This window comes from Pseudomonas sp. Os17 (genome assembly GCF_001547895.1).
In the GTDB taxonomy this organism is placed as follows: domain Bacteria; phylum Pseudomonadota; class Gammaproteobacteria; order Pseudomonadales; family Pseudomonadaceae; genus Aquipseudomonas.
In genome coordinates, this window is record NZ_AP014627.1 from 3,841,683 (window position 1) to 3,865,756 (window position 24,074).

General features: G+C 65.4%; 27 protein-coding genes and 1 pseudogene. 18 read left to right on the forward strand and 10 right to left on the reverse strand.

Annotation, left to right across the window (positions count from 1 at the left end):
* Nucleotides 1-27: 27 nt before the first annotated feature.
* Nucleotides 28-678, reverse strand: a complete 651-nt coding sequence (locus tag POS17_RS16720) for a c-type cytochrome (protein WP_060839607.1) — start codon at nt 676-678, stop codon at nt 28-30.
* A gap of 219 nt (nt 679-897) precedes the next feature.
* Entirely contained in the window at nt 898-1,248 is a 351-nt protein-coding gene (locus POS17_RS16725) for a hypothetical protein (protein ID WP_060839608.1), read from the reverse strand.
* 211 nt (nt 1,249-1,459) lie between these two features.
* On the opposite strand from POS17_RS16725, the gene POS17_RS16730 reads away from it, so the two are divergent.
* From POS17_RS16730 to ada, 5 genes are all read left to right on the forward strand, one after another.
* Nucleotides 1,460-1,762 carry a DUF1883 domain-containing protein gene (locus tag POS17_RS16730; protein WP_016964155.1) on the forward strand — a complete coding sequence of 101 codons (303 nt, stop codon included), beginning with the start codon at nt 1,460-1,462 and terminating at the stop codon, nt 1,760-1,762.
* A gap of 32 nt (nt 1,763-1,794) precedes the next feature.
* Entirely contained in the window at nt 1,795-1,965 is a 171-nt protein-coding gene (locus POS17_RS32165; RefSeq protein ID WP_164990718.1) for a hypothetical protein, read from the forward strand.
* A gap of 97 nt (nt 1,966-2,062) precedes the next feature.
* Nucleotides 2,063-2,779 (forward strand): 2OG-Fe(II) oxygenase, encoded by a 717-nt coding sequence (locus tag POS17_RS16735; RefSeq protein WP_060839609.1) that lies wholly within the window; start codon nt 2,063-2,065, stop codon nt 2,777-2,779.
* Nucleotides 2,769-3,449, forward strand: coding sequence for a DNA oxidative demethylase AlkB (gene alkB / locus POS17_RS16740; RefSeq protein WP_060839610.1), 681 nt, complete (start codon nt 2,769-2,771; stop codon nt 3,447-3,449). The genes POS17_RS16735 and alkB overlap by 11 nt, the downstream gene beginning before the upstream one ends.
* A gap of 85 nt (nt 3,450-3,534) precedes the next feature.
* Nucleotides 3,535-4,608 (forward strand): bifunctional DNA-binding transcriptional regulator/O6-methylguanine-DNA methyltransferase Ada, encoded by a 1,074-nt coding sequence (gene ada / locus POS17_RS16745; RefSeq protein WP_060839611.1) that lies wholly within the window; start codon nt 3,535-3,537, stop codon nt 4,606-4,608.
* Here the strand turns inward: ada and POS17_RS16750 are convergent.
* Nucleotides 4,572-5,060, reverse strand: a complete 489-nt coding sequence (locus POS17_RS16750; protein WP_060839612.1) for a GyrI-like domain-containing protein — start codon at nt 5,058-5,060, stop codon at nt 4,572-4,574. The genes ada and POS17_RS16750 overlap by 37 nt on opposite strands.
* Before the next feature lie 213 nt (nt 5,061-5,273).
* On the opposite strand from POS17_RS16750, the gene POS17_RS16755 reads away from it, so the two are divergent.
* The 6 genes and pseudogenes from POS17_RS16755 (at nt 5,274) to POS17_RS32745 (ending at nt 10,854) form a co-directional block, all read left to right on the forward strand.
* Nucleotides 5,274-6,338: an NAD(P)H-dependent flavin oxidoreductase gene (locus POS17_RS16755; protein WP_060839613.1), complete on the forward strand. Its 1,065-nt coding sequence runs from the start codon at nt 5,274-5,276 to the stop codon at nt 6,336-6,338.
* A 173-nt stretch (nt 6,339-6,511) separates the two neighbouring features.
* The gene (gene modA, locus POS17_RS16760; RefSeq protein ID WP_060839614.1) at nt 6,512-7,279 is read left to right on the forward strand and encodes a molybdate ABC transporter substrate-binding protein; all 768 of its coding nucleotides are present in this window, start codon (nt 6,512-6,514) and stop codon (nt 7,277-7,279) included.
* Nucleotides 7,280-7,960 carry a molybdate ABC transporter permease subunit gene (modB, locus tag POS17_RS16765; RefSeq protein ID WP_060839615.1) on the forward strand — a complete coding sequence of 227 codons (681 nt, stop codon included), beginning with the start codon at nt 7,280-7,282 and terminating at the stop codon, nt 7,958-7,960. It abuts the gene before it with no gap.
* 3 nt (nt 7,961-7,963) lie between these two features.
* On the forward strand, nt 7,964-9,046 hold the full coding sequence (modC, locus tag POS17_RS16770) for a molybdenum ABC transporter ATP-binding protein (protein WP_060839616.1): 1,083 nt from the start codon (nt 7,964-7,966) through the stop codon (nt 9,044-9,046).
* 272 nt (nt 9,047-9,318) lie between these two features.
* A pseudogene (locus tag POS17_RS32740) lies at nt 9,319-9,729 on the forward strand (ATP-binding cassette domain-containing protein); the annotation flags it as partial.
* 378 nt (nt 9,730-10,107) lie between these two features.
* On the forward strand, nt 10,108-10,854 hold the full coding sequence (locus POS17_RS32745) for an ATP-binding cassette domain-containing protein (RefSeq protein ID WP_442963171.1): 747 nt from the start codon (nt 10,108-10,110) through the stop codon (nt 10,852-10,854).
* 107 nt (nt 10,855-10,961) lie between these two features.
* On the opposite strand, the gene POS17_RS16780 is transcribed toward POS17_RS32745, so the two are convergent.
* From POS17_RS16780 to POS17_RS16790, 4 genes are all read right to left on the reverse strand, one after another.
* A complete protein-coding gene (locus POS17_RS16780; protein ID WP_016967309.1) occupies nt 10,962-11,282 on the reverse strand; it encodes a YbjQ family protein in 321 nt (106 codons plus the stop codon).
* 144 nt (nt 11,283-11,426) lie between these two features.
* Nucleotides 11,427-11,585, reverse strand: a complete 159-nt coding sequence (locus POS17_RS32170; protein ID WP_016967308.1) for a hypothetical protein — start codon at nt 11,583-11,585, stop codon at nt 11,427-11,429.
* 224 nt (nt 11,586-11,809) lie between these two features.
* On the reverse strand, nt 11,810-12,202 hold the full coding sequence (locus POS17_RS16785) for an MliC family protein (protein WP_016967307.1): 393 nt from the start codon (nt 12,200-12,202) through the stop codon (nt 11,810-11,812).
* A gap of 195 nt (nt 12,203-12,397) precedes the next feature.
* Nucleotides 12,398-12,997, reverse strand: a complete 600-nt coding sequence (locus POS17_RS16790; RefSeq protein WP_060839618.1) for a GNAT family N-acetyltransferase — start codon at nt 12,995-12,997, stop codon at nt 12,398-12,400.
* A gap of 197 nt (nt 12,998-13,194) precedes the next feature.
* Between POS17_RS16790 and POS17_RS16795 the strand changes: the two genes are divergently transcribed.
* Together POS17_RS16795 and POS17_RS16800 are read left to right on the forward strand one after the other, a co-directional pair.
* Nucleotides 13,195-14,142 (forward strand): hypothetical protein, encoded by a 948-nt coding sequence (locus POS17_RS16795; RefSeq protein WP_231978959.1) that lies wholly within the window; start codon nt 13,195-13,197, stop codon nt 14,140-14,142.
* A gap of 198 nt (nt 14,143-14,340) precedes the next feature.
* Complete coding sequence (locus tag POS17_RS16800) at nt 14,341-14,550, forward strand: hypothetical protein (protein ID WP_016967305.1); 210 nt, start codon at nt 14,341-14,343, stop codon at nt 14,548-14,550.
* Nucleotides 14,551-14,638: 88 nt separating this feature from the next.
* On the opposite strand, the gene POS17_RS16805 is transcribed toward POS17_RS16800, so the two are convergent.
* From POS17_RS16805 to POS17_RS16815, 3 genes are all read right to left on the reverse strand, one after another.
* Entirely contained in the window at nt 14,639-15,022 is a 384-nt protein-coding gene (locus tag POS17_RS16805) for a cytochrome c (protein WP_060841959.1), read from the reverse strand.
* Nucleotides 15,023-15,298: 276 nt separating this feature from the next.
* Nucleotides 15,299-16,495, reverse strand: a complete 1,197-nt coding sequence (locus POS17_RS16810) for an MFS transporter (protein ID WP_060839619.1) — start codon at nt 16,493-16,495, stop codon at nt 15,299-15,301.
* A 119-nt stretch (nt 16,496-16,614) separates the two neighbouring features.
* On the reverse strand, nt 16,615-17,664 hold the full coding sequence (locus POS17_RS16815) for an NAD(P)-dependent alcohol dehydrogenase (protein ID WP_060839620.1): 1,050 nt from the start codon (nt 17,662-17,664) through the stop codon (nt 16,615-16,617).
* A 161-nt stretch (nt 17,665-17,825) separates the two neighbouring features.
* Here POS17_RS16815 and POS17_RS16820 point away from each other — a divergent pair, with 161 nt between their 5' ends.
* From POS17_RS16820 to POS17_RS16840, 5 genes are all read left to right on the forward strand, one after another.
* The gene (locus POS17_RS16820; RefSeq protein WP_060839621.1) at nt 17,826-18,758 is read left to right on the forward strand and encodes an AraC family transcriptional regulator; all 933 of its coding nucleotides are present in this window, start codon (nt 17,826-17,828) and stop codon (nt 18,756-18,758) included.
* Nucleotides 18,759-18,846: 88 nt separating this feature from the next.
* Nucleotides 18,847-19,305, forward strand: coding sequence for a (2Fe-2S)-binding protein (locus POS17_RS16825; protein WP_060839622.1), 459 nt, complete (start codon nt 18,847-18,849; stop codon nt 19,303-19,305).
* The gene (locus tag POS17_RS16830; protein WP_060839623.1) at nt 19,302-21,545 is read left to right on the forward strand and encodes a xanthine dehydrogenase family protein molybdopterin-binding subunit; all 2,244 of its coding nucleotides are present in this window, start codon (nt 19,302-19,304) and stop codon (nt 21,543-21,545) included. The genes POS17_RS16825 and POS17_RS16830 overlap by 4 nt, the downstream gene beginning before the upstream one ends.
* Before the next feature lie 17 nt (nt 21,546-21,562).
* The gene (locus POS17_RS16835; RefSeq protein ID WP_060839624.1) at nt 21,563-22,915 is read left to right on the forward strand and encodes a c-type cytochrome; all 1,353 of its coding nucleotides are present in this window, start codon (nt 21,563-21,565) and stop codon (nt 22,913-22,915) included.
* 11 nt (nt 22,916-22,926) lie between these two features.
* Nucleotides 22,927-23,949, forward strand: a complete 1,023-nt coding sequence (locus POS17_RS16840) for an XdhC family protein (protein WP_060839625.1) — start codon at nt 22,927-22,929, stop codon at nt 23,947-23,949.
* The last annotated feature ends 125 nt before the right edge of the window (nt 23,950-24,074 follow it).

Here is a 24,074-nt window from a genome sequence, read left to right on the forward strand (position 1 = left end):
CCAGCAACGGCCCGGCAATCAATAGTTTCATGGCCGCGCCTCCTGGGTTTTCAATTGAGCAAAGTAGTCCGCCACCGCCGTGACCTCGTCGCCAGTCAGGGATTTGGCGACATGCCCCATCAGGTCATTGGGATCGTTGTGACGAGTGCCGTCGCGCCAGGCGTTCAACTGAGCCACCAGGTAACTGGCGGGCTGTCCGGCCAGCGGCGGAAATGCCACGCCCACACCGACACCACCCGGTCCGTGACAGCTGACGCACTCGGGTACTTGACGCTCCCAGGCACCGCGCAGGGCCAGGCGCTCGCCAACGCTGCTGGCGCTCTGGCTGCGGTGGGTCTGCGGGGTCTGTGGTCCGGGCATGGCCGCCAGGGTCGCGGTGACCGCGGCAATTTCCTCTTCGCTCAGGGCCTTGGCCAGGGGCTGCATCACCGGGTTGCTGCGGGCGCCGCTGCGAAAGTCGTGCAACTGCTTGGCCAGGTAGCCCGCCGGCAACCCCGCCAGGCGCGGAAAGCCGGCAGGCGCCAGCCCCATTGCATCAGCACCGTGACAAGCCAGACAGGCCGTGGCCCCTGGCTGGGCGCCACCCTGGGTGAACACCTTCTGGCCGTCGGCGGCAGAGGCAGATTGTATGAACAGCAGCATGAGGCCACTCAATAGCATCCGATCCAGTGGGATCATATGTACTCCATTATTCTAGTTATATGCTTAGACCCAGCCGGCATAAGCGCACAAATAGTAGGGCAATAGATCCACAGCGACAATGCGCAACAGCTGCCTGTGCCACTGCAGGCAGGCCGCTGTCGCGCCGAACGGACGCGGCCCAGCAGGGAGGTTTGAACCGGCCAGCGCCTGAGGCACCGGCGAAAGACAGTCCAGGACACGCCTGGGCCTGGACGCTCAACCGGAGATGCAGGCCTCCCCCGCCTTGCGCACGTCCTGAGGACGCAAGGGGTTGTTGGACATCTGTTCGTGCAGCTTGATGCTGCTGCCCCCGGAGCGCTCATCGATGTAGAACACCGCCGCCGGCGCCGACGACAGGCTCTGGGGCACGATCACCCGATACCCGTCCTTGTGCGGCTCGACCTGCAATGCACCGCGACTGCCGGAGAGCTTGCCGCTCAGGCACTGGACGTACTCCTGGGGCTTCTTGCCGGAGATGACGCTCAGGGTCGGCGGCGTCTGGTTGATGTCCGAAACCGTCGCGCAGCCACTGATGGCCAACAGCACAATCCACACCCAGCGTTTCATAACAAACCTCCAATAAATGCCCCTCCGACAGCAACGGCGCTGTTTTTCTCCGGAGGCACGGCTTTATCGCCGATAAAAATCCAAATAACTGTTTTAAATTGTCAAACCCCGACGCGGGGGCCGAATAATACCCCGTTGGGCCTGATAAACTGCGCCATCGCCCACGCACCTGTTTTGTTTTTTTGTAGCTATAGCCCTTCTGGAGGCGCCCATGAAATTCATCCACCAGCGCGAGCACCTGAACGAAGACGATATCGTCGTCATCGAATGCTCCCAGGTCTGCAACATTCGCCTGATGAGCGACGCCAACTTCCGCAGTTTCAAGAATGGCGGCCGCCACACCTATCACGGCGGCGCTTTCGACAAGTTTCCGGCGAAGATCACCGCCCCCAGCACCGGCTTCTGGAACATCACCATCGACACCGTCAACCGGCGCCCGATCAGCGTGACCCGCAAGCCGAACCTGAGCCACTCGATCCGCATCATTCGCCGTTCCAGCTCGAAACTGCGTTAAGCCACAGCCCTTCTGCGACAACAGGTAATCCCGTGCCCCAGACCACCAAGTACGTCATCAAATACAAGCTCAACGGTGAGCGCCGCTTCGAATTCGCCCAGCTGGAAAACGGCACCCAGGAAGAGGCCCGGGCCACCCTGGAAGCCCTGCATGGTCAGTCCGGCGACGTGATCAGCGACGTCAGCGTCAGCAAGGCCCTGTAATTCCCCCACCACGGATTCGAGCGCAAGCAGCGGAGTGCGCACTGGCCGGCCGAGCCCCAGACTGCCCGGGACATCTCCGGCCCAGGACACTCGCGCCATGCCCGCTTCCTCGCTTCACCAGCGTCTGCAACAACTGGACTGGGCCCGCATCGCGCAGGCCCTGGACCAGGACGGCTGCGCCCGCCTCGAAGGCCTGTTGACGGCCCAGCAGTGCCAGGCCCTGTGCGACCTGTATCCGCAGCCCGAACTGTTCCGCTCAAAAGTACTGATGGCCCGCCATGGTTTCGGGCGCGGTCAGTACCAGTACTTTGGCTATCCGCTGCCGGAGCCGGTGGCCCAACTGCGCCAGCAGCTCTATCCCCATCTGGTGGAGCAGGCCAACCGCTGGAACCAGGACATGCACATCGACGTCCGCTACCCGGCAGAACATTCGGCGTTCATCCAGCGCTGTCACGCCGCCGGCCAGTGGCGCCCCACGCCGCTGTTGCTGCAATACGGCCCTGGGGACTACAACTGCCTGCATCAGGACCTGTACGGCGAGCAGGTGTTTCCCTTGCAGGCGGTGTTCATGCTGTCCCGGCCGGGAACCGACTTCACCGGCGGCGAACTGGTGCTCACCGAGCAGCGCCCGCGCATGCAGTCCCGGCCACAGGTCATTGGTCTGAAGCAAGGTGATGGGCTGGTTTTCGCCGTGCATCATCGGCCGGTAAAAGGCGCGCGCGGGCATTATCGGGTGACCCTGCGCCACGGGGTCAGCCGCGTGCACAGCGGCCAGCGCCACACCCTAGGAGTGATCTTTCACGATGCCTTGTAACCCTGACGCCCCGGTCAATCTCGGGCTCTTTGCCGAAAGCGACCTGCTGCAGCCGGCACGTACCGAGGTGCTGGGCCCCCAGGCCCGGGTCTTGCGGGGCTTTGCCCTGCCCTGGATCGAACGCCTGCTGCCCAGGCTCCACGAAGTGCTGGCGGCGGCTCCCTTTCGCCAGATGATGACGCCGGGCGGCCATACCATGTCCGTCGGCTTGAGCAGTTGCGGCCAGCTGGGCTGGACCACCGACCGCAGCGGCTACCGTTACAGCGCCATCGACCCGCAAAGCCTGCGGCCCTGGCCGGCAATGCCCGAGGTGTTCCGGCAACTGGCCGAGCACGCGGCACAAGCCGCCGGCTTCAACGACTTCAATCCCGACTCCTGCCTGATCAACTGTTACCGCCCCGGCGCCAAAATGTCCCTGCACCAGGACCGGAACGAACGCGACTTCAACGCGCCCATCGTCTCCCTGTCACTGGGGCTGCCGGCGATCTTCCTGTTTGGCGGCCAGCAGCGCAGCGACAAGAGCCAGCGGGTGCCGCTGCTCCACGCTGACGTGGTGGTCTGGGGCGGCGTGGACCGCCTGCGCTATCACGGGGTGCTGCCGCTCAAGGACGGCACTCACCCGGAGCTTGGCCGACAGCGGATCAACCTGACCTTTCGCCACGCCGGTTGAACGCGAAAATTCAAGCGCAAGCCGCGGAGTGCCGGGCAGGCCCCAAGGGATTAATCTGGCCGCCATTCCCGGCCGAGGACCGATCATGAATGCCCCATCGCGCAAACAGCGCATCGAACAGGACCCACGCTGGCAGGCCGTGCTCAAGCGCGACGCCAGCGCCGATGCGAGCTTCGTCTACGCCGTGCGCACCACCGGCGTGTACTGCCGCCCCAGCAGCCTGTCGCGACTGCCGAAAGCGGAAAACGTCGAGTTCTTCGATAACGCCCAACAGGCCGAAGCCGCAGGCTATCGGCCGAGCAAACGCCAGGCCAGCGACCAGACCCAGGTCGCCGCCCACCACGCGGCGATGGTGGCCGAAGCCTGTCGGCAGATCGAGCGCGCCGAATCGGCCCCCAGCCTGGAGCAACTGGCGCAGCACGCGGGCATGAGCAGCTACCACTTCCACCGGGTGTTCAAGGCCGCCACCGGACTCACGCCCCGGGGCTATGCCAACGCGCAGCGCTCACGCAAAGTCCGCCACCACCTGGAGAACGGCCACTCGGTGACCGACGCCTTGTACGACGCCGGCTTCAACTCCAACAGCCGCTTCTATGAGGCCGCCGACCAGTTGCTGGGCATGAAGCCCAGCGACTACCGCGCCGGCGGCCCCAACACCGATATCCGCTTTGCCGTGGGCCAGTGCTCCCTGGGAGCGATCCTGGTGGCCCGCAGCGAACGCGGGGTCTGCGCGATCCTCCTGGGGGACGACCCCAACCAATTGGTGGAGCAACTGCAAGACAAGTTTCCTCGGGCCAACCTGTTGGGCGCCGACGCTGATTTCGAGCGTCTGGTGGCCCGGGTGGTGGGCTTTATCGAAGCGCCGGCCATTGGCCTGGATCTGCCCCTGGACCTGCGCGGCACCGCGTTCCAGGAACGGGTGTGGCAGGCCCTGCAGAGCATTCCCGCCGGCAGCACCGCCAGCTACGCCGAGATCGCCCAGCGCATTGGCGCGCCCAAATCCATGCGTGCGGTGGCCCAGGCCTGTGCCGCCAACTGCCTGGCGGTGGCGATCCCCTGCCACCGGGTGGTGCGCAGCGACGGCAGCCTTTCGGGCTACCGCTGGGGCGTGGAGCGCAAGCGTCAGTTGCTGGAACGCGAGGCGCTGCCCGAATCCTGAATGCCGATGTAGATGGCCACCGAGTCGGGGCTGGTATAGACCTCGAAATCCGTGGCGAAGGCGCGACGGACCTGGGGGTTGTCCTGGAAGTAGGCCCAGATCAGGCCCCAGGCCTGGATCACGCAATCGGGCATCGCGCCCTGGGCGCTGAACACCAGGTAGTCACCGCCCTGGATCTGCACACTGGGGTAATCGGCGCCGGCGTCGCTCACCGCCACCCCGGCCATCACGTCGAACGCCCCCAAGGCATCGGACTCGTAGTTGGAATAGACGCCATAGACGAACGAGTCCGGTTGCCGCGAGGCGATCTTGTTGAACAGGTCTTCGACATAAAAACGTTGCCACATCGGCCCGATCCGGGCGCTGTCTGCCTGTTGCTCCGCGGCGTTGCAGGTTCGTACTTGCAGGCCTGCAACACGAAAGGGCAGTACTTCGCGCAGTTTTACATCCATGGTCGGCGTTCCTTTATGGGGCGGTGAGGAAAAATATCCGCCGCAGTCTAGCGTCGGATAGACGCCGCCGACAGTCGCCGACACGGTCGCTGTATCGGTGGTCGACGCGTCTATTTGGACCCGGGTTGAAAAGTCAGCTGGCCGCACAGCGCCCTGGCCTGATAAAAACCTCGGGGCGCCCCGCCCAATCCTGCCGACGGAGAACCCTTTCACATGAGCCACTGGACCGATCGCCGCCTCCTCGACCTGCTGGACATCGAACTGCCCATCATCCAAGCCCCCATGGCGGGGGCCACCGACGCCGCCATGGTGATCGGCGCCAGTCGCGCCGGCGCCCTGGGCTCGCTGCCCTGCGCCATGCTCGGGCCGGAACAGATTCGCCTGGAGGTGCAGACCATCCGGGCCGCCTGCCGTCATCCGCTGAACCTGAACTTCTTCTGTCATTCGATGCCCGCCGTCGACCTCGAGCAGGAGGCACGCTGGAAAGACGCCCTGAAACCCTACTATCAGGAGCTGGGGGCGGATTTCGACGCCCCGACGCCGGTCAGCAACCGTGCGCCCTTCGATGAAACCAGTTGCCAACTGGTGGAAGAGCTGCGCCCCGAAGTGGTGAGTTTTCACTTCGGCCTGCCGGCACCGGCGCTCCTGGCGCGGGTCAAGGCCACGGGGGCCAAGGTGCTGTCTTCGGCCAGCACCGTGGACGAGGCGCTGTGGCTGGAAGCCCGCGGCTGCGACGCGATCATCGCCATGGGCTACGAAGCCGGCGGCCATCGGGCGATCTTCCTCAGCGATGACCTCAACACCCAGGTCGGCACCATGGCCCTGGTGCCGCAGATCGTCGATGCGGTGCAGGTGCCGGTGATTGCCGCCGGCGGTATCGGCGACGCTCGGGGTATCGTCGCCGCCCTGGCCCTGGGCGCCTCGGCGGTGCAACTGGGCACCGCCTACCTGTTCACCCCGGAAGCCAGGATCAGCGCCGCCCATCACCGGGCCCTGCGCACCGCCAAGGACAGTCAGACCGCCCTAACCAACCTGTTCACCGGCCGCCCGGCCCGCGGCATCGTCAACCGGGTGATGCGTGAGATCGGCCCCATCAGCCCGCTGGCTCCGGCCTTTCCCCGCGCTGGCGGCGCCTTGATGCCGCTCAAGGCCAAGGACGATGCGGACTTTGCCAATCTGTGGTCCGGCCAGGCCCTGCGCCTGGGCATCGAGCTGCCGGCCTACGAGTTGACCCTGCGCCTGGCCGAACGGACGCTGGCCCAGTTGAACAGACGCTGAGGAACAGGGCCGCGACGTCGATCGCGGCCCTGTGCATTGGGGGCAGGCTCACGGTTCCGCTTGCGGGCGATACGCTATATATTCCGCTATACAGCGCTTGACCTCGCCTGGCTGCACAGGCCCTGCAATCACCGCTTGCGCCCCGACTTCCTTCCCCCCAATGGAGCTGTTTGATGAACTTTCGCGCCTCAGGCTTTGCCCCGACCGGCCTTGCGGCCCTGCTCGCCGTCTTCGCTTTGAATTCGGCCCAGGCCGCTGAAGTCCAGGTGGCGGTGGCCGCCAACTTCACCGCGCCCATCCAGGCGATTGCCGCCGACTTCGAGAAGGACACCGGCCACAAGCTGGTGGCCGCCTACGGGGCCACCGGGCAGTTCTATACCCAGATCAAGAATGGCGCGCCCTTCGAAGTCTTTCTCTCCGCCGACGACAGCACCCCGCAGAAGCTCGAAAGCGAAGGCGATACCGTCAAGGGCTCGCGCTTCACCTATGCCATCGGCACCCTGGCCCTGTGGTCGGCCAAGGAAGGCTATGTCGACGGCAAGGGCCAGGTGCTCAAGGACAACCAGTACCAGCACCTGTCCATCGCCAATCCCAAGGCCGCGCCATACGGCCTGGCCGCTACCCAGGTCCTGGCCAAGCTGGGCCTGAGCGACAAGGTCAAGGGCAAGCTCGTCGAAGGCCAGAACATCACCCAGGCCTATCAGTTCGTCTCCACCGGCAACGCCGAATTGGGCTTTGTCGCCTTGTCCCAAATCTACAAGGACGGCAAAGTCAGCAGCGGTTCGGCCTGGATAGTGCCCGCCCAGATGCATGACCCGATCAAGCAGGATGCGGTGATCCTCAACAAGGGCAAGGACAATCCGGCCGCCCGGGCGCTGGTCGACTACCTCAAGGGCCCGAAAGCCGCTGCCATCATCCAGTCCTACGGTTATCAACTGTAAATGAGCCTCTCGAGTGCCGATTTTTCCGCCATCTGGCTGACCCTGAAACTGGCGTCCCTGACCACGCTGATCCTGCTGGTCGTCGGCACTCCGATTGCCCTGTGGCTGTCGCGCACCCGTTCCTGGCTGCGCGGGCCGGTCGGTGCCGTGGTGGCCCTGCCCCTGGTGCTGCCACCCACGGTGATAGGTTTCTACCTGCTGCTGGCCCTGGGGCCCCAGGGTTTCCTGGGTCAGCTCACCCAGTCCCTGGGATTGGGCACCCTGACCTTCAGCTTCAGCGGCCTGGTGCTGGGCTCGGTGATCTATTCCATGCCTTTCGTCGTGCAACCGCTGCAGAACGCCTTTTCCGCCATCGGCAGTCGCCCGCTGGAGGTCGCCGCCACCTTGCGCGCCGGCCCCTGGGACAGTTTTTTCACGGTGATCCTGCCCCTGGCGCGGCCGGGCTTCATCACCGCCTCGATCCTCGGCTTTGCCCACACCGTCGGCGAGTTCGGCGTGGTGCTGATGATCGGCGGCAACATTCCCGACAAGACCCGGGTGGTCTCGGTGCAGATCTACGACCACGTCGAAGCCATGGAGTATGCCCAAGCCCACTGGCTGGCCGGCGCCATGCTGGTGTTCTCGTTTCTGGTGCTGCTGGCGCTGTATTCCAGCCGCAAGACCAAAGCCGGCTGGAGCTGAGCCATGAGCCTCCACATCAAGCTGCACCTGGATTACCAGGCATTCGACCTGGACCTGGATCTGCAACTGCCGGGCCGCGGGGTCACCGCGCTCTATGGCCACTCCGGATCCGGCAAGACCACCTGCCTGCGCTGCATCGCCGGCCTGGAAAAGGCCGGGCGCGGTCGCATCCAGATCAACGACGAGGTCTGGCAGGACAGCCGGCAACGGCTGTTCGTGCCACCGCACAAGCGGTCCCTGGGTTATGTGTTTCAGGAGGCCAGTTTGTTTGCCCACCTGTCGGTCCAGGCCAACCTGGAGTTCGGCCTGCGCCGCATCCCCAAGGCGCAGCGCCGGGTGGACATGGCCCAAGCCACCGAACTGCTGGGCATCGGCCATTTGCTGCAGCGCCATCCGCAGCACCTCTCGGGCGGCGAGCGCCAGCGCATCGGCATCGCCCGGGCCTTGCTCACCAGTCCACGCCTGCTGCTGATGGACGAGCCCCTGGCGGCCCTGGACTCCAGACGCAAGGGCGAAATCCTGCCCTACCTGGAACGCCTGCACGACGAGCTGGATATCCCGGTGCTCTATGTCAGTCATTCCCAGGACGAAGTGGCACGCCTGGCGGACCACATCGTGCTGCTCAGCGATGGCCGCGCCCTGGCCAGCGGCCCCATCGGCCAGACCCTGGCGCGCCTGGATTTGCCCCTGGCCCTGGGTGACGATGCCGGCGTGGTGGTCGAGGGCCGGGTCAGCCACTACGACCCGAATTATCAATTGCTGACGCTGCAACTGCCCGACAGCCCACTGCAGGTACGCGTGGCCCACGGTGCGCTGGCCCAGGGCAAGGCCCTGCGCTTCAAGGTCCAGGCCCGCGACGTCAGCCTGAGCCTGCAGGCCAGCGAACACAGCAGCATCCTCAACCGCCTGCCGGTGACCGTGTGCGAAGAGATCCCGGCGGACAACGTCGCTCACGTCCTGGTGCGCCTGGACGCGGCGGGCACCCCGCTGCTGGCGCGTATCACTCGTTACTCCCGGGACCAGCTCGAGCTGCATCCCGGCCAGCAGCTCTGGGCCCAGATCAAGGCGGTGGCGGTACTGGCCTGAATCCATCTCCGCCCTTGCCAGGGCCCCGGGTCCGGCGTTAGGCTTCGCGCCTTCCTTGCCGTCCCAGGACGATTGCCGACGTGAACAACTAAGCCTTCCAAAATGTATCCGCGATGAGCCCCTCAACCGCGCTCGTTGGTCTGTTGCCACATTTTCCGGAGGTGCTTATGACTCACGTCAAACGGCTGCCTGCGCTGGTTTCACTGAACCGGCTGACTTATCAATTCGCCAATGGCGACACCCTGTTCGATGCCCTGAACCTGACGTTCGATGGCCTGCCCACGGCCATAGTCGGGCGCAATGGCGCGGGCAAATCCCTGCTGCTGCGCTTGATCGCCGGGGAACTGCAACCCTCTGCGGGCAGCATCCAGCGCCCTGCCCGCCTGACCTACGTGCCCCAGGATCCGCGACCGGCGCCGCAGCAGACGGTGGCCCAGGTCGCCGGGCTGGCCGAAGCCCTGCACGCCCTGCAACGCCTGGCGGCCGGCACCGCGGCCGCGGAGGATTGGCAGCAGGTCGATGGCCGCTGGGACCTGGCCGAGCGGCTGCGTCAGGCCCTGGATCAGGCCGGCCTGGCGTGGCTGCAGCCCGAGGACCCGGCGGCCACCCTGAGCGGCGGACAGCTGGCCCGGGTGGCGCTGATCGGCGCCCTGCTCGGCGACGCGCCACTGCTCCTGCTCGATGAGCCGAGCAACCATCTGGACCGGGCCGGCCGGCGCTGGCTGATGGAGCAGTTGCGGCACTGGCGCGGCGGGCTGATCCTGGTCAGCCATGACCGCCAGTTGCTGATGCAGGTGCAGCGCATCGTCGAGCTTGGCCCCCTGGGTGCCCGGGTCCATGGCGGCAATTACGCGCTGTTCCAGGCCCAGCGCCAGGCCCTTGAAGGTGCCACCCAGGCGACACTGGAACAGGCCCGCAGCCAACGCAGCCGCGAACTCAAGCGCCTGCAGCGCGAGCACGACACCATCCAGCGCCACGCCGCGGCGGCGCGCAAGCACGCCAAGACCGCCAATGTCTCCAGCATGGAACGGGCCAGCATGCTCGGCGGCGCCCGGAACATCATGGGCCAGGTGCGGCACCAGCATCAGCAACACAAAAGCGCCCTCGACCAACAGGTTCGCGATGCCTACGCCCGGGTCACCCCGGAGCAACCGACCCTGCTCACCCTGCCCGAGACCCGCCTGGCGGCCGGCCAGGCGCTGTTCAATCTGCAGCGGGCGCAACTGCCCTGGCTGGACAGCGAGTCGCCGGCGACCTATCTCACCGGCAACCTCAGCGGCCCGGCGCGCATTGCCCTGGTCGGTCCCAACGGGTGTGGCAAATCCACCCTGCTGAAGATGCTGGCCGGGCATCTGCGGCCGCTCAGTGGTCAATGCCGGGTAACGGTGGCCAGCGCCTATCTGGATCAGCACCTGCTGCAATTGGCCGCCGAGCGCTCGCTGCTGGAGCAGTTGCCAAGCGGCGCCACGGCCCTGGAGGAAAGTACCCTGCGCACCCGGCTGGCGCGCCTGCAACTCGATGCCCGTCGGGTCCAGCAACCCTGTGCCTTGCTCAGCGGCGGCGAACGCCTTAAAGCCGCCCTGGCGCTGGCGTTGTGGGCCGGTAATCCGGCGCAGCTGTTACTGCTCGACGAGCCCACCAACCACCTGGACCTGGAGTCGGTACAGGCCTTCGAGCAAGCGCTGCGGGACTTTCCCGGCGCGTTGCTGGTGGCCTCCCACGATGAGGCCTTTCTCCAGGCCCTGGCACCGACCCATGAGTGGCGATGGTCTGCCCGCGGCTGGCAGCTGCGCGAGTGCCGGCCATGAAGCAGCACTGCCCGCAAGCGCGGCGCCCTGGCACGGATGCCGGCCTGCAGGCGCTTAGCGCAGCCCCCGGGGGCGGCGCCGAATTGCCCTCGGCACCGTGCGGGGGGTCACTTGAGCTTGACGGCGGTCCCGGTGGCAAACACCACCACCATGCCGCCACGCCCCGAAGGCATGCTGATCTCGAAATCCAGGCCGACCACCGCGTCGGCATTGAGCCCGCGGGCGCGCTCCTTGATTTCACTGGTGGCCTGGATCCGCGCCTCTCTCAGGGCCCGTTCCAGAGTCTGGGAACGGCCACCGAAGAAGTCGCGCATCCCGGCGAACAGGTCGCGGACCACGTTGATGCCCTGAACCGATTCGGCGCTGACGATATCCAGATAACCGGCAATTTCCCGGCCTTCGATATGGGCGGTGGTGGTGACGATCATGCACTTCTCCCTTGAGCGAACAGCCCGTCCCGAGATCTTGGAACGGCAAAGCCGGCGATGGTAGCAGAGCCCGGAGATTCGGCGCCGGCCATGTGCCGTTGAGCACCCGGCACAAAAAGCCCCGCTCTTTGGCGGGGCTTGGGCTCAGGGCTTCAAGGGACGCTCTTCATCCAGCTCGGAGAGGCTCTTGCCGTCGTCCGGGTGTTTCCAGGTCTGCGGTGGCGGTTCCCGGTGTTCGACCGGGTGCTGCTCCGCTTCATCGCTGCGTTCATGCTCGTAAGGGCGTTGCTCTGGTGTTGTCATGCCCACCTCTCTTCCTGAAGGGATTTTTGACTCGCCTGTTCAGGTTAGAACAGATCCGGCCACCACCCGGTGTCGTCGACCGGAGCACCGCCGGTCAAGATGAAATTTCCTTCACCCAAGGGCCGACCGCGTCTGTGTATAGTCCCTTCGCTCATTCAAGCAACTACGTTCGCCCGCCCTCTCCCGCGGGCTTTTTTTTGCCCGCAAGCCACGCCGGCCAGGGCTCACTGAGGGTCGATCTCCTGGCAGTCGTTGAGCAGTTGCTGCTCCTTGGCGGTGTGATCTGCCTCCAGGAACGACAACATGGCCATCTTGCCTTTGGTGTGCCAGCGAAAGCTGTTCTGTTCGTCGTCCGCCACATACAGCGCACCGGAAGCCGAACGGGCAATGTGCATGGGAATCAATTGGTCCTTGTAGTAGAGCGTGGCGAACGAGGTGCCATTGTCGATGTTCAGGTAGGCCGCATCGATGCGGACATTGCCCTCGCACCGATAGCGCGCCACCTGGCTCTGATAGGTCGGTTCAGGGGTGGGTGACTGAGCCTGGGCAGCCTCGGTCAGAATCGGCAGAGCCGAAGCCAAAGCCGCGGCGCAGAGCATTGCGAGACGAGTTTTCACGGTATTTCCCCCGGACGGTCAAAGATGCCCCATGGGACTGCCGACCGCGATTTTAGTTCATGCCCGAAAAGCCTCACCCTGGGCTGCCGGGCGTGCCAGCACCGCCCTTGCTCAGGTGCTGGACGGGCGCACACGGCGGCGGATTTGCGCGCCCCGCCCCACCCGGCGCACGGCGCTACTGCCAACCGTTTTTTCTCAGACTGCCAGCGGGGACTCGACCCGATCGCGGGGCATCAGAGTCAGGTAGTCTTCGAGAGCATCCGATGCCAGCGGCTTGATCATGATGCGCACCCGGTGCCGCAGCCGGCCTAGCTCGATCCCGTCACGGGTACGAGCCTCAACGTAGCCGCAGGCTCTCCAGAAGCCCTCGGCCCGGACGTTCTCGACCACCACGCTCAGGCGCAGCCAGCGCGCCCCCAGACCCGCGGCCCAGTCTTCCAGCTCGCGATGCAACTGCCGGGCAATGCCCTGGCCCTGGAGCGAGCCGGCCAGCATGAACAGACCAATGTGCCAGACCCCGGGCGCCAGCAGATCGCTGACGATACTGACCATGGCCACCAGGGCACCTGTGGTGTCGAAGTAACCGATCTTCCACTTGCGAGTGAAGGACCAGCCCTCTGGCAAGCGGTCATCGATTTCATCGCGGGCTTCATCCGGCTGCGGCGCACAGCCGTGAACCCTGTGGAAGTAGTCCGGATTCTCAACGAAGAACGCCTGCAACCGCTCGACATCCAACAGGGTGATCTCCCTGGCCCACAGTCCAGTGGATGAATGAGGCAAGGCTCCTTGATGCATGGGATAACGCTCCGAGAGGGCCACAAGGCCCGTGCATGAAAAGGCGATCCTAGCGCTCCCTGCACAACCGGCGACATGGTCCATTTGTTGAAAAGATGTATAACGCACGGTGCCTGACCAAGACTCAGGCAGGCCCCTGGATTTATCATGGGCGCCCCGCGCCAGCGGCTCCCCCCACCCAGCAAAGGATTGCAAGCATGTCCTCACCTCTGTCCTCACCTCTGTCCTCGCCCGGCTACCAGCGCCTGCTGGCCCTGCAGCAACGCATCCATGACTTCACCCGGGACCAGGCCAGCGAGCGCGACGACAACCCCGAGGACCTGACGGGACCGCTGTGGGTCAGCGATTACAACTACCTGGCCCTGGCCCCGATACGTGGTGGCCTGCATCTGGAGTTTCATGGCGACCTGTGGGAGGAGCCCTTTGCCTGGACCCTGGAATGCCTCGCCGACCAGGCAGTGGCCGATACCCTCAGTTCCCTGGCCTTTTCTGGCCCGGACCAAGGGGCAAACGGCACCCGCGAATGGGAGTTCACGCCCTTGTTGGACAGCGACGTGAACTTTCCCATTCTCAGGTCGCTGTCGGTTCGCCCCAGCGAGCCCCAGGACCACAATGCCTCGCTGATCCAGAAAGCCGGCACGCTGATGGAGGAAGCAGGAGAGATCGCCCGCTTTGTCGCCAAGGCGCCGCACCTGAGCGAATTGACCCTGCCCAATGCCCCCGACTCGAGCTTCTTCCAGGTCCAGCTGCCGAACCTTACCCACCTACGCATTGGCGGCCATTGGGACACCCAGCACTTCATTGCCAACCTGGCCGGCTCGGACAATCTGCCGCGGCTGAGCAACCTGGACTTCACCGAATCCAGCGCGCTGCAGAACAACTGGGCGGATCAGCGCGAAGAACAGTCCGTCACCTCCTTCGCCGACTATGAACAACTATTGGCCAGTGCTGCCTGCGCCCCTTTGAGGGCGCTGCGCCTGCGCAACACCTGCCTGAGCCTGGAACAGCTCGAGCGCCTGCAACAGCTGCGCCCTGCATTGCAGTTCATGGTGATCCAAGCCACTGGCGGCGGCTACGTAACGCATTTTGCCCGGCACGTATTTCCCTGGCGGCATCTGGTGCAGCCGGATCCGGGACAACGCTGAAACCGCCCTGCAACGGCAACCGACAAAATTGCGAGCCCTGATCCGAGTGAACAGCCGCCCAGGAGCCGGACCCGCACAGCCGATCGACCGGCTCCTGGGCCCTCGGTTGAGCCATCAGCCCGTGGGCTCGTGCTCTTGCGCCACCAAGAGCGTGGTAGCCTTCGCGCTGATTCTCAAGCGCCGTGGAAGACCGATCCAATGACCAAGAAACAGCCGGCAGAGAGCAACACCGTGACTGCTGCCGATATCGAACGCTCCATACAGGCCCTCAACAAGATGGCCGAGCGCCTGTGGGGAGATGGCCGGGAAGCGGAAGCCCAGGCCCTGATCAATGCCCTGGACGGATTAAACCGGGCACTGGATCGGATCCGGATTGGAGAGAGCCGCAGGATTGTCACGCTGCATTGAGGCATAACGCGGGCCACCGTCCCGATCAACCTTGGCCGGCCAGGGGCTGTTCACCTCAAGTGGCTGCGCTGTAGCCGCCCCCGCGACATCATCGACTTTTGGCGATGACCTCACTCATGTACTGATTCAAGTCGCGAAAATCCTTAACGCTCCAAGGGTGCGGCGCGATCTTTACGCCGTTCTCTCGCAAGATTCTTGGGATCAAGTCGCCATTGGGACGAAGAATGACCGAAGAGACGATCACGCCCGGATAGTCATTGAGGCGTTTCTTGAACGCGGCAGTGGTCAGGTCCGGTGTCGGCGGCTTGCTTTTATGCGCCAAGGGCCCCGTGCCCTTGATGTCCGCTCCGTGACACACGGCGCATCGCTGCAGATAGAGGGTCTTTCCATTGGCGTTCTCCGCCACGGACAGCGGGGTTTGAGCAAGCGACCAGAACCCGAGTGCCGCGATACACAGTATTTTTATGTTCATGTCCATATGGCCTTGTTGAAAACCCTGGGCGGTAGCGAGGGCGAACACGGCGGCGCAGCACACCCATGAAATCAACGCATTGATTTCACCGGGCAACCCCTGCTGCCGCCGATTGAAAGCCGGCCATTCTCTTTCGGCACACCCGGGCTTGCAACGATCTTCCAGGGAAATGCGTGAACGCCCCCGGTTCCAGGCTTGCCACGCAAAGCTCGCCCACAGGCCATTGTCAGCCGGCACGGGTTCATGCCCCCACGCCCGGAGCCGCTCCTGCTCTCGTCAGGCCCTGGCGTGCGCCTCCGCCAGCCCCACTTGCGCAGCGCTGCGACCTGCAAGCCAAGCGAGCACCGCAGCGGCGACCAGCACCACCGCGCTGAGCGCGAACGTGGCTTGATAGCCGCGCAGATCAAAGGCCAGCCCACCGATAATCGCCCCGCCGGCGATCGCCAGTTGCACGATGGCCACCAGCAAGCCGCCTCCGGCTTCGGCATCATCGGGCAGGGTTTGCGCCAGCCAGGTCCACCAGCCAACGGGAGCGGCCGTGGCGACCAGCCCCCATGCCCCGAGCAGCGCAGCGGTCAGCAGCGGCGAGCTGCCGAAGTTCACCAGGGCCAGCGCGATGACCGCCATGCCCAGAGGTATGAGCGTCAGCGTGCGGTAAAGAGCATTGCCCATGAAGCGCTCGATCACGCAGGTGCCGATGAAACCGGCCACTCCCAGCCCCAGCAGCATGAAAGACAGGGTGGTAACGCTGACGCCGGTGACGACCTCGAGAAATGGACGCAGGTAGGTGAACAGCATGAACTGCCCCATGAAGAACACGCTGACGGCGGCCATTCCCAGGGCGACCGGCGTCTGCTTCATCAGTCGCAAGGCATTGCCGCTCGCGGCCCGGCGCTCGACCTTGAAGGACGGAAGGCTGATCAGCAGCCACACGGCGGCAAGCGTCGCGACAGGCACCACACAGAAGAATGCGCCGCGCCAGCCTATCAGCGAGCCCAGGAAGCTGCCCGCCGGAGCGGCGATCACCGTGGCCAGAGCATTGCCCCCATTGACCATGGCCAGCGCCCGGGAAACCTGATCAGGCCGCACCAGGCGCATTGCAGTGGCCGCCGACAGTGACCAGAAACCGCCAATGGCGATACCCAGCAAGGCACGCCCGAACATGAACCACGAGTAGCCCGGTGCGAGCGCGACCAGGGTGCCCGACACCATCATCAGCAGGGTCAGGCACAGCAGCAGCTTCTTGCGCTCGACCCGGGCGGCAACTGCCGCAATCACCAGGCTGGTGACCAATGCAAAGGCCCCGGACACGGAAATGCCCTGCCCGGCCTGGCCTTCGGTGATGTGCAAATCTGCCGCGATGGGGGTCAGCAAGCTGACGGGCATGAACTCCGAAGCGACCAGGGCGAATGCGGCCAGGGACATGGCCAGCACGGCGCTCCAGCCGGTTTTTTCTGTACAACCAAAGGTCATTGACTCTACCTGTGCGGATAAAAGCGGGTGGGTGTTGCCTGCAGGAAAACGCTGCATGGGGCGCTCGTTGCAGCTGGCGCCCGCAGCCGCGGTCGATTGCGCCACAACAGCGGGGTCTTTCAATTCGCCAGCGTCGCGTTGTCGATCACGAAACGGTATTTGACGTCGCCCCGGAGCATCCGCTCGTAGGCCTGATTGATGTGCTGCGCGGCGATCAGCTCGATGTCCGAAACGATGCCGTGCTCGGCGCAGAAGTCGAGCATCTCCTGGGTTTGCGCAATGCCGCCGATCATCGATCCGGCCAGGGTGCGGCGCTTCATGATCAGGTTGAACACGTTGGGCGCCGGGTGCGGCGAGGCCGGCGCTCCCACCAGGGTCATCACGCCATCGCGCTTGAGCAGCACCAGCAGGGCATCCAGGTCGTGGGGCGCAGCAACGGTGTTGATGATCAGGTCGAAGCTTTGCAGGTGCGCGGCCATTTGCCCGGCATCGCTTGAGATCACCACTTCATCGGCACCTAGGCGTCTGGCCGCCTCGCGCTTGGACTCCGACGTGGTGAAAGCCACCACCTGCGCGCCCAGCGCGTGGGCCAGCTTGATGCCCATGTGGCCCAGGCCGCCGATGCCCACCACGCCGACTTTCTTCCCGGGCCCGGCCTTCCAGTGACGCAGCGGCGACCAGGTGGTGATGCCGGCACACAGCAGCGGCGCGACGGCCGCCAACTGCGCCTCGGGGTGGCGAATGCGGAGCACGTAGCGCTGGTGCACGACGATCGCCTGGGAGTAGCCACCGAGTGTCCAGCCCGGCGCATCGGGCGTGGCAAAGTTGTAGGTGCCAATCATCCCGTCGCAGTAGTTCTCCAGGCCCTCGGCGCACTCCTGGCAATGCTTGCAGCTGTCGACAATGCAGCCCACTCCCACCCGGTCACCCGGGGCGAAGCCGGTGACCTTCTGACCTACCGCGGCGACCCGGCCGACGATCTCGTGGCCGGGCACGCAAGGAAAGCGGGTCCCGGCCCATTCGCCGCGCACCTGGTGCAGGTCGGAGTGGCAGATGCCGCAATAGGCAATCTCGATCAGCACATCGTCCGGGCCGGGATCGCGACGGGTGATGCGCAGCGGTTCAAGCGGTTTGTCGCCCGCATGGGCGCCATAAGCGAAGACTTGCATGGAGGCTCTCCTTTGACAGTTCGGCACATTTTTCCCGGTCGATCCGTCCCTGCCCTAGTGCATTCCGCTTGAATGCTTGCCTAATCCTATGAGGATGCAGGCAGCCGGATAGGAAACCTCTGATGAGCAGATTAGAGTTCGCTCAACAGGAGCCAGCCGACATGATCCACACCGCCCCGCGCCACGAATCGCCTCTGGCGCTGCACATCGACCCGCGCGTGAACGCCCCCGGAGACGTCGCCACCGCCATACCCAGCCTGTCGCTGTTTCGTCGCGACCAGCCGGCGCCCCCTGCCGTGTGCATGATCGAGCCGAGCCTGGTGCTGGTGGGGCGTGGGGAAAAACGTTTGTGGGTCGGTGGTGCGGGCTACAGCTACGACCCTTCGCGGTTTCTGGTCACCTCACTGGACCTGCCGGCCAACTCCGAAGTGCTGCTTGCCAGCCCCCAGCAACCCTGCGTCGGGCTGGTGCTGAAGCTGGATGTCAGCCTGCTCGCCGAGATCATCACCCAGGGCGGTTTGCCGGCAAACCGCCAGCCGGCTGCGGCGGCTGGTGCGGGCATTGGCCAGATGTCGCCGCCCCTGGAGGGTGCCCTCGGTCGCCTGCTGGCCTTGCTCGATGAACCCGAGGCGATCCCGGTGCTGGCGCCGCTGATTCTGCGGGAGATCCACTATCGACTGCTCAATACCGACCAGGGATCACGGCTGCGGCAGATCACCGCCGTCGATGGCCAGGGCTACCGCATTGCCAAAGCCATCGACTGGCTCAAGGTCAACTACACCGCAGCGCTGCGCATCGATGAACTGGCGGCGCGGGTCCAGATGAGCGCCCCGACCTTTCACCATCATTTCCGTCAGCTCACCGGCATGAGTCCGCTGCGCTACCAGAAGTGGCTGCGGCTGAACGAGGCCCGTCGACTAATGTTGATGGAGCGCCTGGACGTTTCGCGGGCGGCGTTCGCCGTCGGCTATGAAAGTCCCTCGCAGTTCAGCCGCGAATATGGCCGCCTGTTCGGCGCCGCACCCAGTCGTGACATCGGGCTGCTGCGTGGACAGCCCGTTGCCGCACAAGCGCTCGACAACGCGGCACATTGAGCCGAGCGCCGGTTATACCGCTGACGCGCCTCGCTGCGTGCCAGCCCCTACAACAATGACCTTCAACCGATGATCCAGCGGGTGAGCCATGGAACTGAGAATCAACCAGAAGACCTATCAGGTCGATGCCGACGCCGATACGCCCTTGCTGTGGGTGATCCGCGATGATCTGGGCCTGACCGGCACCAAGTACGGTTGCGGGCTGGCGCAGTGCGGCGCCTGTTCTGTGCTGGTGGACGGCAATGTGGTGCGTTCGTGCGTGACGCCGGTGGCCGGGGTGGTCGGCCGCGAGGTCACCACCATCGAGGCCATCGAAGCCGATGCCGTGGGCAAGCGGGTCGTCACCACCTGGGTCGACCTGCAGGTCGCCCAGTGTGGCTACTGCCAGTCCGGACAGGTGATGGCGGCCACGGCGCTGCTCAAGCAGAACCCCCAGCCGAGCGACGCGCAGATCCAGGCGGCGATGGTCAATCTGTGCCGCTGCGGAACCTACAACGCCATTCATGCCGCCATGCGTGAGCTGGCCGGCAGGAGGACCCCGGCATGAAGCCCGCTATCGATCCTTCCCTCCAGGCAGCGGCGCTGGCCCTGCAGGATCCGGTCAATCTGTCGCGCAGACGCTTTTTGACCGGCACCGCCGTCGGCGCGCTGGTACTGGGGTTCGGCCTGCCGCTGGGGTCGCCCCGAGTGCAAGCGGCGGCGACTGCCGCGCGCGGCACCCAGGTTCCGGCGTTTCTGGAAATCCGCCCGGACAACCGCGTGCGCCTGCTGTGCCCGTTCATGGAAGGCGGCCAGGGTACCTTCACCGCGATGGCGCAGATCGTCGGTGAAGAACTGGACGCCGATCCGGCGAGCTTCCTGGTGGAGGCGGCACCCCCCGGCGAGGCCTATGTGGTCATGGACAACGGCATGCGCATCACCGGCGGCAGCATGTCGGTGCGCATGAGTTACCCGGTGATGCGTCGCCTCGGTGCCCTGGCCCGCGCCATGCTGCTGCAGGCGGGTGCATTGCAGCTGGGGGTGGCGGTGAGCGAGTTGAGCACCGAGCCTGGCAAGGTGCTGCATGCCGCGTCGGGCCGCTCGCTGACCTACGGTGAACTGGCCGAGCGGGCGATGGACCTGCCGGTTCCCGATCCTGCCTCGGTGCAACTGCGCGACCCGAGCCGGTTCCGCTGGATCGGCAAGCCGGTCAAGCGCGTCGACGCCTATGACAAGTCCACGGGCAAGGCGCTCTACAGCATCGATCTGCAGGTCGACGGCATGCTGCATGCCGCCGTTCAGCATGCCCCCCGCCTGGGCATGACCGTGGGCGGCCTGCGCAACGAAGAGCAGGTCAAGGCGATGAAGGGCGTGCACTCCGTGCATCGTCTGCCGGGCGCCGTGGCGGTGGTCGCCGAGCGCTGGTGGCACGCCAGGCGCGCGGTGGAAGCGATTCAGGTCGACTGGCTGGAGCCATCGGCCGACAGCAAGGTGCGGCCGATGCCCAAGGACTTTTCCAGCGACGGCTGGATCCAGCGCCTTGCCAACGAAAAGGGCCCGGCCCGGGACGACGAAAACCAGGGCGACGTGGCTTCGATTCTGGCCGCCGCCAAGACCCGGATCGACGCCACCTACCACAACCAATACCTGAACCACGGGCAGCTGGAACCGCCTTCTGCCCTGGCCAGATTCAACCCCGACGGTTCGCTGGAGGTCTGGCTGCCGAACCAGGCGCCGGACATGTTCCTGGCGGACATTGCCAAGCGCACCGGGCTGGATCCGTCGCGCATCACCTTGCATTCGCCATTGCTGGGGGGATTCTTCGGGCGGCATTTCCTCTACGACTCAGCCAGCCCCTATCCCCAGGCGATCGAGCTGTCCAAGGCGGTTGGCCGTCCGGTGAAACTGATCTGGAGTCGGGAGGAAGAGTTCCTGCGTGACGTGCTGCGTCCGGTGGCGGCGGTGAATTTCCGCGCCGCGCTGGATAACGACGGCTGGCCCCTGGCAATCGAAGCCATCAGCGCCACCGAGGGGCCGACCGAGGCCATCGCCGGCCGCCAAGGTGAGAAGCTCGACCCCACGGCGCTGGAAGGCTTGTCGGGCAAGTCCTACGCGATCCCCCACAAGCGGATAGCGCAGATCTACGTCAAGGGCCCGGCCATGTTGGGTTACTGGCGTTCGGTGGGTAACTCCCTCAACGACTTCTTCTACGAAGCCTTTCTTGACGAGCTGGCCGACAAGGGTGGCAAGGACCCCTTCGAACTGCGCCTGCATTTGCTGCGCGACAACCAGCGCCTGACCACCCTGCTGCAGGCGGTGGGTGAACTGTCGGGGGGCTGGAAGCGCGGGCCCTTTACCGCCGAGGACGGCACCCGGCGGACGCGGGGCGTGGCCATGGCGTCGCCGTTCGGCACCCAGACCGCGGTGATCGCCGAAGTCTCCATCGAGAACGGGCAGGTCAAGGTGCACGACATCTGGCAGGCGATCGACCCCGGCAGCATCGTCAACCCGGCGATTGTCGAGGCTCAAGTCAACGGCGCCGTGGCGCTGGGGCTGTCGCAGACCCTGGTGGAAGAATCGGTGTGGGTCGATGGCAAGCCTCGGGCTCGCAACTACGACTTGTATCCGATCCTGCCGCCTGCGCGGATGGCTCGGGTGCACGTGCGAGTCGTCGAGAGCGGGGAAAAGATGGGCGGTATCGGCGAACCGCCGTTGCCCGCGGTTGCGCCGGCCGTCGCGAACGCGGTGGCGGCACTGACCGGGCAGCGGGTCCGCAGCCTGCCCATGAGCCGACACACCTTCACCTGATCAGCGCCGGAGCGTCCATGAATAACCGCCGATTCGCAAGAACCGCTGGCTGGCTGACGGTGTCATGCCTGGTCGTGGCCGGCCTGCTGGCCTGGTACGTCACTCGCCAGCCCGCCTCGCCTCTTGCCAGCCACCCGATCACTGCGGCCGAGCTCGACCCGGCGCTGGTCGCCCGCGGCGAATACGTCGCCAGGCTCAGCGATTGCGTGGCTTGCCACAGCGTGCCGGGCGGCGCGCCGTTCGCCGGTGGCCTGGAAATGGCCACGCCGCTGGGCGCGATCCATGCGACCAATATCACGCCGGACACCGAAACCGGCATCGGCCACTACAGCCTGGCGGACTTCGACCGGGCGCTGCGCCACGGCGTGGCACCCGGCGCCCGCCGTTTGTACCCGGCGATGCCCTATCCGTCCTACGCCAAGCTCAGCGACGACGACGTGCGGGCGCTGTACGCGTTCTTCATGAAGGGCGTGGCGCCGGTCAGACAGGCGAACATCCCCAGCGCCATTCCCTGGCCGCTGAACCTGCGCTGGCCGATTGCACTGTGGAACGCGGTGTTCGTCGACGCTGAGCCCTACGTGGCCAAAACGAAGCAGGACGATGTGTGGAACCGCGGCGCGTACCTCGTCCAGGGCCCCGGACATTGCGGCAGTTGTCATACGCCTCGGGGCCTGGCGTTCAATGAAAAGGCGCTGGATGAGTCCGCAGCGCCGTTTCTCGCCGGCGCCTTGCTCGATGGCTGGTATGCGCCAAGCCTGCGTGGCGACCACAACACGGGCCTGGGCCGCTGGAGCGAAGCGCAGATCGTGCAGTTCCTCAAGACCGGCCGCAATGAGCACGCAGTGGTCTATGGCTCGATGACCGAAGCGTTCAACAATTCCACGCAGTTCATGACCGATCAGGACCTGATGGCCATTGCCCGTTACCTCAAGTCGCTGCCCGGGGATCGCCAGCGCGACGGCACGCCCTGGCAGTATCAAGAGCTGTCGACCGCGACGGCGCTGGACGCTCCTGGCGCCCACACCTACCTGACGCACTGCGCCTCGTGCCACGGCCCGGACGGCAAGGGGCAAGCCGAATGGATACCGCCGCTGGCGGGGGCGACCTCTGCCCTGGCCGGGGAAAGCGCCTCGGCGATCAACATCACCCTGAACGCTTCGCAGCGTGTCGTGGCCGCGGGAGTGCCGGACGCCTATCGCATGCCGGCCTTGCGTGAACAGTTGTCGGATCAGCAGATCGCCGAGGTCCTGACCTTCGTGCGCAGCGCCTGGGGCAATCACGGCAGCGCCGTCCAGGCCCAGGCAGTGAGCCAGTTGCGTCGGCACACCGATCCGGCCAGCAGCAGCCCGATCATCCTGCACATGCGCTAGAGGAGAGCCGGATGGAAAGCATCGACTTGCAAGTCCTGCGCACTGCACGAGACTGGCGCGCCGCCGCGGAACCGGTGTTGCTGGTCACGGTGGCCCGCACCTGGGGCTCCTCACCGCGCCCGGTGGGGTCGATGATGGCCTTGCGTGGAGATGGGCGGGTGGTAGGCAGCGTGTCCGGCGGCTGCATCGAGGACGACTTGATCCATCGCTATTGCACCGTCCATGGCGGCGCCGGGCTCAAGGACGGCGTGCCTGAGGTGGTGCAGTATGGCGTCAGCGCCGACGACGCCCATCGCTTCGGCTTGCCCTGCGGCGGCACCCTGCAGCTGGTTCTCGAATTCAACCCGTCGAGGTCATCGCTGGATGAACTGCTCGCTGCGCTCGACAGCGGACGCCTGATACGTCGGGGCCTGACTCTGGCCAGCAATGAGGTGACGCTGACCGCCACGGCGACACCCGTGCAGTTCAGTTTCGACGGCCGGCAGATGTTCAATACCCTGGGGCCGGCGTATCGGCTGCTGATGATCGGCGCCGGCGCACTGGCCGAGTATCTGGCCACCATGGCCTTGTTCAACGGCTTCAGGGTCGCGGTTTGCGACCCTCGTCCGGAATACATCGAAACCTGGGCGGTACAGGGCGTGGAGCGCATCATCGGCATGCCCGACGACGTGGTCCGCGACTTTGCCGTCGACCTGAGAACCTGCATCGTCGCCTTGAGCCATGACCCCAAACTCGACGATCTCGCACTCCTCGAAGCCCTCCACGGCCCGGCGTTCTACATCGGCGCCATCGGCTCGCGGCGCAACAGCCAACTGCGCCGCGAACGCCTGATCGAGCATTTTGGTGAAACCCCGGCCTCACTCGAGCGCCTGCACGGACCGATCGGCATCTACATCGGCAGCAAGACACCTGCGGAAATCGCCGTCAGCGTGATGGCCGAGATCCTTGCCGCCAAGAATGGCGCCAGCTTGCCGGGCGCCTTCAGCGTCGCCCAGGCCAAGCACGCCATTGAGTCTGTGGCCTTGTCGTCCTAGTCCCCCGCCCCGCCGACTGCCTGCGCGGCGCGGTGGATATCCGCGCTCGGGGTGCAACGTCTGCAGCAGTTGGCGCCGTTTTCCAGCACGTTTGCATGCTGTCCGATAAACGCTGCTGAATATTG